A 12942-nucleotide genomic window follows, 5' to 3' on the forward strand; every position below is an offset into this window, starting at 1 on the left:
GGGATATTATGAAGTCTGTTCTTCGTTTTTGTACTATTTTATTGGCAGGTGGTCTTGCGGCTTGTGTTCAAACACAAGAAAACCTTTCTGATTTTTATCCTGTTTCTTATCAGAATTTATCGGGTTGGGATAAAGAGGATTATGGTCAATTATTAACGTTATTTCGCCAGAATTGTCAATATTTGGAAAAATTGCCTTCAAACAGACATTTAGGCGGTGTTCACGGATTATTCGGTGGTCAAGCACAAGACTGGTTGCAATCTTGTAATGCTGCCAATGCCGTAAATGTTGCTGATCCCGTTCAAGCCAAACAGTTCTTTGAAACATGGTTACAGCCCTATCAATATACGATGAATGGCACAACAGGCAAAGTGACGGGATATTATGAGCCTGATGTTGAAGGGTCAGCCGTGCGTACTGATGTCTATCAAGTGCCTGTTTATGGAAAGCCAAGTGATCTGATTGCCAGAAAAAAAACAGACGGACAGGTTGAATATGGCTTTATACAAAACGGTTTATTCGTTCCATATTATACCCGTGCACAAATTGACCAAGGTGCTTTAAGTGGTAAAGGATTGGAAATTGCTTGGGTAAAAGATCCTGTTGATTTATTTTTCATGCAAATTCAAGGGTCTGGGAGGATTTTATTACCTGACGGTCAAATTTTGCGTTTAGGCTATGCGGGTAAAAATGGTCAACCTTATACAGCTTTAGGTCGATTAATGATTGACCAAGGATTAATGGATGCTCAATTGATTAATATGCATTCTGTAAGGGCATGGTTGCATAGTCATCCTGAACAAGCTGTATCTTTGATGGAACAAAATAAAAATTATGTTTTCTTTCGTCGTTTAACTGACCAAAACCAAGATACAGGACCTATTGGGACATTGGGTGCGCCACTAACGGCGGGTCGGTCTGTTGCTGTAGATAAGCAATGGATCCCACTTGGAGTGCCTTTATGGTTGGAAACAACAATGCCAAGTCCTGCTAAGAATCAAAAAGATAGTTTGGTTAGATATCCTTGGAAGCATATGGTCTTTGCACAAGATGTTGGTGGGGGCATCACGGGAATGAATCGTGTTGATTTATTTACGGGTTGGGGTGCTCAAGCAGGGTGGTATGCAGGATTGATGAATGAACGTGGAAAAGTTTTTGTATTGCTACCGCGTCGTTTAGAACAACAATCTTCTGCCCAATGATAAGGATCTAGGGTGTCTTCTAAAAAAAGAAAAAAAATTGATATAATGGTCGAGGAGGAAACTTCTCGACCTTATAGTTTCAAGGTCGGCAGACATACATTAGTGCGTGGCGATTGTTTATCTGTTTTGCAAAAAATGGATGATGCGTCCGTTGATGTATTTATTACGTCACCCCCTTATAATCTGGGAATTGCCTATAGTGCTTATAAAGATCAAAAAGAAGAAATAGAGTATCTGGACTGGCTTGAAACAATATGTATTGAAATTAAAAGGATCATGAAAAAAGAGGGGTCATTTTTCTTAAATATTGCAGGATCATCTTCTTATCCTTGGTTGCCCTTTGAATTAATGACCCGATTAAGACAGCATTTCTTTTTACAAAATCATATTGAATGGATTAAATCAATTTCGATTGGCAATGATAGTCACGGGCATTTCAAACCAGTTGTCAGCAATCGTTTTCTTCATCGTAATCATGAATATTTGTTTCATTTAACCAAAACAGGCAAAGTTGCTTTGCAACGTTTAAATGTTGGGGTTCCTTATAAAGACAAGACAAATATTAAACGTAGAGCACATTCTCATGATCTGCGTTGCCGAGGTGATGTCTGGTTTATACCTTATAATACGGTAAGAAAGAAATCAGAAAAATTCAATCATCCTGGTACTTTTCCAGAGGCATTGCCTGAAATGTGCTTAAAATTGCACGGTGTCTCTGAACCTGTGGTTGTTGATCCTTTTATGGGAACGGGAACGACATTGTTGGCAGCCCATAAAGTCGGAGGACGAGGGATCGGAATTGATATTGATAAAAATTATGTCAAAATTGCCAAAGAAAGAGTAAAAATGTTACACTCAAAAGGTGAACAAGGTTCAAAAATATAAAATAATAGGCTTTTATCCTTACTTTTGATAATATCTGCACCAATTAAATAACTTATAAATAAGTTTTAGATATTAGTTAGAAAGCTGATTATGAAAAAACTGATCTTAGCCATTATTGTTCTTGGGGCAGTGGTGTATGGTGGAACCGTTTGGTATTTAAATGGGTTCGATCATAAAACCGCCCCTGTATTGGCAGAAAACTCGCCTTCACGTAAAGATGCTTTGGCAATGGTTGCTTTTGATGTTTTGAAAGAAGCACGTTGCGATTATTGTCACTCTGAAAAAGTAGATTTGCCATTTTATTTTAAACTGCCAATTGCAAGCAGTTTAATGGAAAAAGATCGTCTTAAAGGTCTTAAAAATTTCCGTATGGAACCTGTGATTGCAGCGATGGATGAGGGTAAACCCGTTGGTTTGGTTGCGTTATCTCGTATAGAATTTGTGATGCAACGTAATTTGATGCCTCCTTCATTGTATTTGTTAATGCATTGGCATTCTCGTCTTTCAGAACAACAACGTGATGATGTTGTTAAATGGGTTCAACAAGAACGTAAAAAATATTATGCCACTCAAGGTGTCGCAGAGCGTTTTGCTGGTGAGCCTGTACAACCTGTTCCAGAATCTTTGCCTGTTGATCCTAAAGTTGTTGCTTTGGGTAAAAAATTATTTTTTGAAAAAAGATTGTCTGGTGATAACACATTAAGTTGTGCCTCTTGCCATGACCTCCAAAAAGGTGGTGTAGACGGGTTGGTTACGGCTACGGGTATTTATGGGCAAAAAGGTCCGATTAACGTGCCAACAGTTTACAATGCTGTTTTTAACCATAGTCAGTTTTGGGATGGTCGTGCTGTTGATCTAGAAGATCAAGCCGGAGGTCCTGTGATGAATCCATTGGAAATGGGTTCTAAAACTTGGGAAGATGTCGTGACAAAATTACGCCAAGAACCTTCTTATGAAAAAGATTTCTCCGAAGCGTTTGGCAGCCCAACAATTGATAAAAAAACTATTACTGATGCCATTGGTGCTTATGAAAAAACATTAATTACGCCTGACAGTCCTTTTGATATGTATTTAAAAGGCGTAGACGGTGCGATTAATGCACAGGAAAAGCGTGGGTATCAATTGTTTAAAGAAAATGGTTGTGCAAGTTGTCATAATGGTGTTGCGCTTGGTGGTGCAGCTTATGAGGAACTTGGGTTGCAAGAGGACTATTTTACAGACCGTGGTGATAAATTAACGGATGCTGATATGGGGCGTTTTAATGTGACCCATCAAGAGTCAGATAAACATAGATTCAAAGTGCCTTTACTGCGCAATATTGCGTTGACAGGTCCTTATTTCCATGATGGCAGTGTCAAGACGCTTAAAGAAGCGGTTGAAAAAATGTTGAAATATCAAACACCTTATCATAAATTATCAGATCAAGAGGTTAATGATATTGTTGCTTTCTTAAAAACATTGACTGGAAAATATCAAGGTCAATCTATTGATAAGCTAGCACCGTAATATATAAAGATTATTGAGAATCTTTTAACCTTTCACTGGTTTTCTGGTGAAAGGTTTTTTATTGTATAAGTTCAGTTTGATAGTTAAGGGTAAAAAAATTGGCAAGAGGACGACAATTAAATAAAGAAGAGCAATCTTTATGGGATCAGTTTGCCAATCAGATCAAGGGAATTCATCAAAATAAGCCACGCGAGTTACCGATGGTTAAAATTGCTTTTGATGAACGACCTGATAATCATAAGAAGCTCTTAGGAAATATAACAAGATCACAAAGATTGGTGCAAACCGAAAATTTTATCCAATATTATAAGCTCTTTAAGAAAAAACAGGAACAACCACTTGAGCAGAAACCTTTTATAAAGATCGGGGAAAAGCAAGCTGGTTTAGATACAAATACATGGAAAAAACTGCATAAAGGACACATGCAGCCCGAAAAAATTCTCGATTTACATGGATATACCGCGCAGCGTGCTTTTTTTGTTTTAGAAGAGTTTCTAATTCGATCACAACGAAATAACATTCGTTGTGTAGAAATTATTACAGGCATTGGCACTGGATATAAAGAAGGCGGGATTTTAAAAAGAGAACTTCCTTATTGGTTAAACCGTCCCGCCATCCAAGCTCTGATTTTAGGAACGACTTATCCAGCTCAATGGAATGGGGGTGCCGTTAGAGTATTGTTAAGACGTAATCGTTAATTCCCTTAATTATGTGACCATTTTATACTTTTCGCATTAAGCCATCGTTGCAAGGCCATTGTTGTAATAATGGGTGGACACATTTTGCTGATTGTATCAATACAAACAGAGTTATCTTGTAACGTAACATTATTATTTTTGGCGAAAGTAATAATTTGCTCATCTTTTAAAATTTTACTGGTATTTAAACGCCATTTTGCCACGAGTGCAGAAGAGGTCAGCATAGGTAACATAATAGAGACGTTCATTCTTGAAGCGAGTGCCAGTGCGTTCCATGCATCGAATAATGTATTGTCTGTTTTATAATGGGGTAATTGATGATATAAATCGCTAAAACGAGGACCGTAAGTTGTCGTTTCATCAAGTGAGAAAAATGTATGTAACCCCTGTTTGAGCAAGCTGGGCAAGGCGGCGAATGCTTCTGGGGTGCTGAGCTGTAAAACATCAATATCCCCCTTTTTTAATGCTTGAATAGCAGTTTGGAAATCAGTTAACCCTTCAACTGGGATTGTATTGATCTTCAGAAGTTCAATACCAAGCAATGTTGGAAGTTCCTTGCCAATAATAGAGGATACAGCAACTTTCATAGATCTGTTTTTAAGAAGATCAGGAATAGAATTATGAAACGGTTGACGTGCAATTGTAATAGATGGGGATAGGCTGCTTAATATCGGAATCCATCTTTCGAAATCATAATGAACACGTTTATCCCCTGACATAGAAGCAATAAACGGATTTCCAGAGGTTAAAAATGCTGTATGACCGTCTGGCACTATTCGTGAGTCAAACAGATTTGCCCCAGTAATTCCATCATGTCCTGTTGTATATCGTATAGGTACAGGAACATCGTCTTGCAGGCTTGACGTAAATGCCGATGAAAGGTGTGATGCCCATTCTCCAATATTACTTGTCTCCGATCCTCCGACGATAAAAGAAAAATTGTTATTTCCTTTAGGGGTTTGTATGGGTGCCATGGGCATGACTTCATCTGCATTTACGGTTAATGCAGATACAGTTAAACTTGCTCCAGCGAGGGAGAGGATACGAAAAAATTGGCGTTTTGTTACCGGTAAAGGCATTTCGTTTATTGTTTCTTGTTTTATAAAAATGGAAAAAGAGAAAGAAGCTTATTATTATGAAAGATTTTAACTCACGTTTAAAGTTTTTTTTCAATTGATTTAATTTTTCATATAAATATAGCAATTTAAAGGCAAAACTATTTTAAAATTATGGTTTTATGAATAGAATGAGTCCTATGTAATCTATCTTTGATATAAAGCGGTTGTAATGACACAAGCCCCCAAACTTCATCCAGATCAAGTTTCTTCTAAGAAACAAACAATTTCTGAATGGATTGAGAAAAGATTTCCTATATTTTCAACATTTCAACGTGAATATACTCAGTTTCCCATGCCTTGCAATTTAAATATTTGGTGGGCATTTGGTGCGGTTTTATGTGTTGTTTTACTATTGATGTTGGCAACAGGCATATTTTTGGCACTATCTTATACACCCTCTGCCGATGGAGCATTTGCTTCGATTGAAATGATTGAAAGGCGCGTAGCAAGTGGGTGGTTATTACGATCGTTGCATATGGCAGGGTCGAATTTGTTCCTTGCATTTTTATATTTACATATTTTCAGAGGGCTTTATTACGGCTCCTATAAAAGTCCCAGAGAGCTTGTATGGTTGTCTGGCTTGGTTTTAATGTTAATGGTGATGATGACAGCATTTGCAGGATATATCTTGCCTTGGGGGCAGATGTCTTATTGGGCTGCAAATGTTGTTATCCAAGCGATTTCCTCTATACCTTTAATCGGTGAGGGGTTGGCTCATTGGTTAATGGGTGGCAGTTCTCCGAACGACTTAACGCTACATCGATATTTTGTATTACATTTTGCAATGGCCTTTTTGATTATTGGTGTCGTATTGATTCATGTCATTTGTTTGCATGTTGTGAAGTCTAATAATCCCAAAGGAATAGAACCTAAAACAAAAGAAGAAACGTTATCTTTTTTTCCTTACTATGTGGCAAAGGATGGTGTGGTGATTGTTGGTGCAATCATATTACTTGTGTTATTGGCTTTCTTTTTTCCTGATTTATTAACGAATAACGAAAATTATACGCCTGCCAATCCTTTGGAAACACCAGCAAGTATCGCACCTGAGTGGTATTTCTTGCCGTTTTATGGGATTTTACAGATTATTCCGTTTAAATTTCTTGGGTTGTTATTGTCAGTAGGTTCATTGCTCATTTTGTTTGTTGTGCCTTGGTTGGATAGATCCCCTATTAAATCGGCTAATTACCGTCCTTTATATCGAATAGCATTATTGGTTTTATTCATTGTATTCGTGATATTAGGGATTGTTGGAAAATATCATACACATACGGGATTAATATGGTTGGGGAGATTGGCATTATTATATTATTATGCTCATTTTTTAGTTATTTTACCTTTGTCAGCACGGTTTGAACTTAAAAGAATGCTTCCTACTTCTTTGTTGGAAGAGAAGGGGCATCAATAATGATGAAAATTGTAAAGAATATATGGTTGTTAGTTTGTATGATGCTGATGTTGTCATCGGTTTCTATGGCTTGTTATGCAAAAGACAAGCCTGCATATAAACAATATCCATGGAGCTTTACAGGATTATTTGGTACGTATGATTTACCCAGCGTGCAAAGAGGATATTTGGTATATCGTAAGGCTTGTGCGTCCTGTCACTCTGTGCAATATATGCGTTATGCTGATTTACAACAAATGGGGTTAACGCTCGATCAAATTGATAAAATTGCAAAAACAGATCAGGTATTGGACGGTAAAGACGCATCTGGTAAGGATCGATATCGTCCAGCCACAGTGGTAGATTATTTGCCTGCACCTTATTCAAACCAATTAATGGCTAAATCAGTGAATGCAGGGAAAGTACCTTTGGATTTTTCTCGCTATGGTCAGGGACTGAGGAAACAGGCTGATTATATTATGGCGATTTTAATGGGATATCAAAATCCTCCAGCTGGTTTTAAACCAGATCAAGAAGGGATGGTTTATAATCGATATTTCCCTAATCATCAAATCGCAATGCGTTCGCCATTAATCAAGGATGGTGTAAAATATCCTGGTGGCACACCCGCAACCATAGAGCAACAAGCCAAAGATGTAACAACATTTTTAAGTTGGACAGCCCATCCACATCTGATAGAACGTCATCGTATCGGCATCATGGTAATGATTTATCTTGCCTTTATTGCTATTTTAACACTGCTTGTGAAAAGAAAAGTTTGGTCAAATGTCAAATAAACATACATCTTCTACCCATGCGTATCCAGTTATTGGGATTATTGGGGGTTCTGGTCTTTATGATATCTCTGGATTAACCGATCAAAAATGGGTCAAAGTCGAAACCCCTTGGGGCGATCCATCAGATGAATTATTGACGGGGAATCTTGAAGGTGTTTCTTGTGTCTTTTTACCTCGTCATGGTCGTGGGCATGTGATTTCTCCAACCGAGGTAAATTATAAAGCAAATATTGCCGCAATGAAGACATTAGGTGTCACGGATATTATTTCTGTGTCTGCGGTGGGTTCGTTAAAAGAAGAATTGCCTCCTGGAACATTTGTGGTTGTGGATCAAGTTATTGATCGCACACGGTTAAGAGATAAAAGTTTTTTTGGCACAGGATGTGTTGCCCATGTGTCTTTGGCTGATCCTTTTTGTAATAGAATTGGGCAAATTTTATATGATAATGCCAAAGAGTTAGGGTTATCTGTTGTTAAAGGTGGCACTTATCTTGTGATGGAAGGTCCTCAATTCTCTACTCGTGCAGAAAGTAATCTTTATCGTTCATGGGGAGCTTCTGTTATTGGAATGACCAATATGCCAGAAGCTGCCTTAGCTCGTGAAGCTGAAATTTGTTATGCAACTGTAGCAATGGTGACAGATTATGATTGTTGGCACGAAGATCACGATGCCGTCAGTGTAGAGGCTGTAATTAAAACTTTAACTGCGAATGCCAGCAATGCCCGTGCTTTGGTGGAAAAAATTATTCCTAATTTGGGAAAGCAAAGACCAAGTTGTGCAGCTGGCTGTGACCATGCTTTGGAACATGCGTTAATTACCGCTCCTCAGAAGCGTGATCCTAAAATGATTGAAAAATTAAAATTGATTGCTGGGCGCGTTTTATAGTTTGTAGGAATTAATCGCGTTGTTTACAGTAATATTCCATACCACTGTAAACAACGCGATCAATTCGTACACCTAAAGATTATTTTTATCGAGATGACCCTCTGATAACAAGTCATTGTGTTAATTGTGAATTAGATGTTGATTTGCCAGAGGATAGTCAATGGCAAGTCAAAGATATGCTTTACATAATAGGTTTTATGTCTTGGAATGAAACCTCTTTTACGATACTGGCAGGGCGCAGGCACGATTCTATTTATCCGCAGGCTCCAAAGATGGTAAAAGTTGCAACAGATCAATTTGAATTTATCAAAGGCCACGAATATAGACGTATGACAGTCAGAGAATGTGCCAAAGTTCAAACTTTTTCAGATGATTTTATTTTTCTATGTCATGACTTGAAACCTGCCCCAATTGACAGAGTAATTGCCAATGCTCGGCTGTAATGGGCATGACGGATAGGCGAGATTGTTTAATAAGGCTGATTTCTTGTAGTTCGGGAATTGTTTTGATTTGTTTTAATGTGATCGGAACAGGAACCGAACATACCGTTTGTACATCAACGCAAGACCATTTGTGATCTGGATCGGTAGGGTCTGGATAATATTCTTTGACGATGCGGACAATACCTACAATTTCTTTACCCACATTAGAATGATAAAAGAAGGCTAAATCGCCAATTTTCATGGATTGTAAGTTCTTCTTAGCTTGATGATTACGTATGCCTGTCCACGGTTCGATATTATTCTTTAACTGTTCTTGCCAAGAATATGCATCAGGTTCTGATTTGATCAACCAATAATTCATTATTTTGTCCTTAATTCTTTAATGTATATGTGACGTCATTTGAATATATAACTTTATAGAAAAAAATAAGGAAAAAATAAGGTGATTGATATTGTGATAAAATAATCACACTCTGCATATTATACATTCAAGATGGTTGTGTTTTAAGAATGTTGTTGATAATAGTTCTTAATAACTTTTGGTAGTAATAATCATTCTTAATATTGTAAAGAGTAGCAACGTATGGAAAAAGCCTGTATAAAAAGGATAGTTCAGCCCATTTCATTGGCAACTGTGATGGTTGGTTTAATGAATGGTCCTGCAATGGCTCAGGAAACAGACATTAACCTCAAAGAGGGTAAAGAGGTTGAGCAAAAAGATAGTATTGCAGAAAAATCGGATAAATCTACAACACATGAACATATTCTTGTCCGTGGGAAAAAAACATCAAATATTCTAACACATGAAACAGGGGTGGATTTAATGCCTCAAGATGTTATGCATACCCCACAAAATATCAACGTTGTGCCTCAAAAGATTTTAGAAGAACAAAATGTTAAATCCTTAGAAGAAGCTCTTAAAAATGTGCCAGGTGTTACGTCATCCGTTGGTGAAGGCCGCGGAGGGATGTCAGGCAATCAGTTTTTAATCAGAGGGTTCCCCGCTCAGAATGATATTTACGAAGATGGATTGAGGGATTTTGGCGTTTATACGCGTGATAGCTTTAATTATGACAGTGTTGTTGTTATCAAGGGACCTTCATCCTCTGTTTTTGGAAATGGTACTACGGGTGGGGCGATTAACGTTGTTACCAAAAAGCCAATTTTAAAAGATCGATATGATGTTAATTTCACCGGCGGTAATGGCGATTATTATCGTGGCACAGTCGATATTAACAAAAAGATTACAGATTCCATTGCCGCACGGATCGTTGGGGTTGGAAACAGTAATAATGTAGTTGGAAGGGATTATATTTATTCCCACCACTGGGGATTAGCACCCTCGATTGCTTTTGGGCTGGGGGAAAAAGCAAGCTATACGATTCAATATGTGTATCAACAAGATGATCGTATTCCTGATTACGGAGTTCCTGTTGTCACTAAACCAGGCACAAAGATTGCCAGACCTATTACGGAATACGGGATCAGACGTGGCAATTGGTACGGTAATGCGATGGATAGTGATAAGACGCAAGATCATCAATTGACGGGTCGTTTTAAGTATGATATCACCCCTGACATTGTGATTCATAATGACACACGTTATGGCAATTACCGTCGTGAGTTTTCTGTCACACGCCCCCAATGTCAGGCAGCAAACTGTGTGAATCCATACTTCTCTGGTCGTCCTCAAGACGCAATTATTGGCACTGCGGGACCTTCACCATATCGTCAAAGAACATGGTCTTTCCAGAATGTTCTATCCACCATTGCAAACTTCCATACATGGGGTATCAAGCACCAATTGACGGGTGGGGTTGATTTTTCTTATGCCAGTGAAAATAGATTTTATGGTCAATATTCCTCTGCGTTGCCAACAAATAGTTTGGTTAATCCATCCCCAGTCATTAATTATCCGATTACAATCTTACCTGGTAATCCCAACGCCAAATCCGGAGATCCCGCCCTTCGAAAAGGACATACACGCGATGTGGGTGTGTTTTTATATGATCAATTTTGGATGACAGAACAATGGTCTATCAAAGGGGGTGTGCGTTATGATAATTGGAACGCAAAATACGGAACCGAGGGCGGTGCTGGTATGTGGGGTGCGAACAAGATGAGTACAACCAATAATATTGTGAACCCTACCGTCAGTTTGATGTTCAATCCAAATCAAAATCAGATGTATTATTTTACATGGGCGATGTCCACGACACCTTTAGGGATGTATCTGACGAATTCATATGCACCGATGCGTGATAATCAAGGAGGCATGAAACCAGAACGCAGCCGTTTGTATGAACTAGGCGGAAAATGGAGTTTATTAGACCAACGTGTTGGAATTACAGCAGCATTATTTAGGCTTGATAAAAGCAATCAGATTGTCAGTGATCCAATTTCTGGCGATGTGACCAGTTCAGGCGATACGGTTCGAAACGAAGGGATTGAGTTGGGTATTTCTGGGAACGTGATGAAAAACTGGGATGTTTATGGTGGATTTGCTGCCTATCATAGCGATGTAAAATCTTCACAGACCTCAGGTGCCAAAGGTAATCGTGTTCAATATGTTCCAACACAACAAGGAAATCTATGGACAACTTATACAATAATGCCAGAGACACCATATAATTTGACTGTTGGCGGTGGGGTAACTTGGAGGGGGAATGTATGGTTGAATAACACCAATACAGCAAAAGCCCCTGCGAATGTCAGTATTGATATGATGTTATCTCATAAATTTGACGAACATTGGAGAGTTGCGTTTAATATTTACAATATTACCAACCGTTTAAATTATGATTCCTTATTTGGTAATCGCGTTACGCCTTCAAGTGGACGTGCATTCTTATTTAGTTTGAATATGCTACAATAATTAAATAATTTTTAGTTAGGGGGTAAGGATTAAATTATGATTATTCATATTCCAGAGGTTTTGAACTCAGAAGAATTATCTTATGTGCGTTCTGTATTTGCCAAAGCGACGTTCGTTGATGGAAAAGTCACTGCGGGCGAGCAATCTATGCAGGTCAAGAAAAACGTGCAAATTGATCAATCCGCCCCTGAAAGCAAAGAATTAGGAGAAATCGTTTTAAAGGCATTGGGGCGCAATCCGATTTTTAATTCAGCGGTGATGCCGTATCGTGTGGTGCCTCCTTTGTTTAATCGATATGATACGGGGATGGAGTTCCCCGACCATGTGGATAATGCGTTGCGTCCTATTCTTGGAACGAATATGCGTATTCGCACAGATGTTTCATCAACGTTATTTTTAAATGACCCCACAGAATATGAAGGTGGAGAGTTGATTATTCACGATCACAGCGGGTCTCAGGCTATTAAACTTCCCGCAGGAGATATGATCGTCTATCCGACCTATAATCTTCACTCTGTTAGTAAGATTACCAAAGGCAGTCGTTGGGCATCCTTTTTTTGGACGCAATCGATGATTAAAGAGGCAGATAAGAGGAAGGTTCTATTTGATCTAGATATGACGATTATTAAGCTCCGCACTAGAATGAATGATAATGACCCACAAATATTAGAATTGACGAATGTGTATCATAACCTTATGCGTTTATGGTGTGACCTTTGATTAAATCTAATCTCACAAGATATTGGTGGGATTAATGGTGAATATTGAAGATTAAATTCTTAGTTTTCAACTTTTTTGATAATCTGATCCACATCTTTAATGTTTAAGTCATGTTTTAAATAGGTTTCTTTATCAGAAAGCTCAATATTAACAGAATGCTTGACCTCATAAGATAAACTTCCCTTAAAGATTGGAAAACCCACCATATGACTTCCCAAAGTTTTTTTCTGTATCAATAATATCGCCAGTACAAATAACGCGACCAATTCCTACAGTTAAACCCCATAAAGGCATTCAAGGAAAAACACCCTATGAGGTCTTAGATGGTTATTTTAAACAAAATCTGTAAACAACACGATCAATTCCTACATAACATGGCTTTATATTAATCCCAATAAAAAAGAGAATAAACATATCAAGTTCTT

General features: G+C 38.1%; 12 protein-coding genes. 10 read left to right on the forward strand and 2 right to left on the reverse strand.

The window, feature by feature from the left end:
• Positions 1-8: 8 nt before the first annotated feature.
• The 4 genes from mltA (at position 9) to QJV33_RS10275 (ending at position 4291) form a co-directional block, all read left to right on the forward strand.
• Positions 9-1202: a murein transglycosylase A gene (gene mltA, locus QJV33_RS10260; RefSeq protein ID WP_281463235.1), complete on the forward strand. Its 1194-nt coding sequence runs from the start codon at positions 9-11 to the stop codon at positions 1200-1202.
• A gap of 45 nt (positions 1203-1247) precedes the next feature.
• Entirely contained in the window at positions 1248-2087 is an 840-nt protein-coding gene (locus QJV33_RS10265) for a DNA-methyltransferase (protein WP_281463424.1), read from the forward strand.
• A gap of 90 nt (positions 2088-2177) precedes the next feature.
• The gene (locus tag QJV33_RS10270; protein WP_281463236.1) at positions 2178-3593 is read left to right on the forward strand and encodes a cytochrome c peroxidase; all 1416 of its coding nucleotides are present in this window, start codon (positions 2178-2180) and stop codon (positions 3591-3593) included.
• Between the two features lie 98 nt (positions 3594-3691).
• Positions 3692-4291 carry a Smr/MutS family protein gene (locus QJV33_RS10275; RefSeq protein ID WP_281463237.1) on the forward strand — a complete coding sequence of 200 codons (600 nt, stop codon included), beginning with the start codon at positions 3692-3694 and terminating at the stop codon, positions 4289-4291.
• 5 nt (positions 4292-4296) lie between these two features.
• On the opposite strand, the gene QJV33_RS10280 is transcribed toward QJV33_RS10275, so the two are convergent.
• Positions 4297-5370 (reverse strand): type 2 periplasmic-binding domain-containing protein, encoded by a 1074-nt coding sequence (locus QJV33_RS10280; protein WP_281463238.1) that lies wholly within the window; start codon positions 5368-5370, stop codon positions 4297-4299.
• 208 nt (positions 5371-5578) lie between these two features.
• On the opposite strand from QJV33_RS10280, the gene QJV33_RS10285 reads away from it, so the two are divergent.
• The 4 genes from QJV33_RS10285 to QJV33_RS10300 all read left to right on the forward strand — a co-directional run bounded on the left by QJV33_RS10285 (position 5579) and on the right by QJV33_RS10300 (position 8922).
• Positions 5579-6817, forward strand: coding sequence for a cytochrome b (locus tag QJV33_RS10285; RefSeq protein ID WP_281463239.1), 1239 nt, complete (start codon positions 5579-5581; stop codon positions 6815-6817).
• Positions 6817-7593: a cytochrome c1 gene (locus QJV33_RS10290; protein ID WP_281463240.1), complete on the forward strand. Its 777-nt coding sequence runs from the start codon at positions 6817-6819 to the stop codon at positions 7591-7593. Before QJV33_RS10285 ends, QJV33_RS10290 begins: the two co-directional genes overlap by 1 nt.
• On the forward strand, positions 7583-8479 hold the full coding sequence (locus QJV33_RS10295; RefSeq protein WP_281463241.1) for an S-methyl-5'-thioadenosine phosphorylase: 897 nt from the start codon (positions 7583-7585) through the stop codon (positions 8477-8479). The genes QJV33_RS10290 and QJV33_RS10295 overlap by 11 nt, the downstream gene beginning before the upstream one ends.
• A gap of 143 nt (positions 8480-8622) precedes the next feature.
• Positions 8623-8922 (forward strand): DNA cytosine methyltransferase, encoded by a 300-nt coding sequence (locus tag QJV33_RS10300; RefSeq protein ID WP_281463242.1) that lies wholly within the window; start codon positions 8623-8625, stop codon positions 8920-8922.
• On the opposite strand, the gene QJV33_RS10305 is transcribed toward QJV33_RS10300, so the two are convergent.
• Positions 8855-9283, reverse strand: coding sequence for an EVE domain-containing protein (locus QJV33_RS10305; protein WP_281463243.1), 429 nt, complete (start codon positions 9281-9283; stop codon positions 8855-8857). The two genes, QJV33_RS10300 and QJV33_RS10305, sit on opposite strands and share 68 nt — an antisense overlap.
• 222 nt (positions 9284-9505) lie before the next feature.
• On the opposite strand from QJV33_RS10305, the gene QJV33_RS10310 reads away from it, so the two are divergent.
• Both QJV33_RS10310 and QJV33_RS10315 read left to right on the forward strand, forming a co-directional pair.
• A complete protein-coding gene (locus QJV33_RS10310) occupies positions 9506-11797 on the forward strand; it encodes a TonB-dependent receptor (RefSeq protein WP_281463244.1) in 2292 nt (763 codons plus the stop codon).
• 36 nt (positions 11798-11833) lie between these two features.
• The gene (locus QJV33_RS10315) at positions 11834-12517 is read left to right on the forward strand and encodes a Fe2+-dependent dioxygenase (RefSeq protein ID WP_281463245.1); all 684 of its coding nucleotides are present in this window, start codon (positions 11834-11836) and stop codon (positions 12515-12517) included.
• Positions 12518-12942 lie beyond the last annotated feature (425 nt).

The sequence above is a fragment of the Commensalibacter nepenthis genome (genome assembly GCF_029953305.1).
In the GTDB taxonomy this organism is placed as follows: Bacteria; Pseudomonadota; Alphaproteobacteria; order Acetobacterales; family Acetobacteraceae; genus Commensalibacter; species Commensalibacter nepenthis.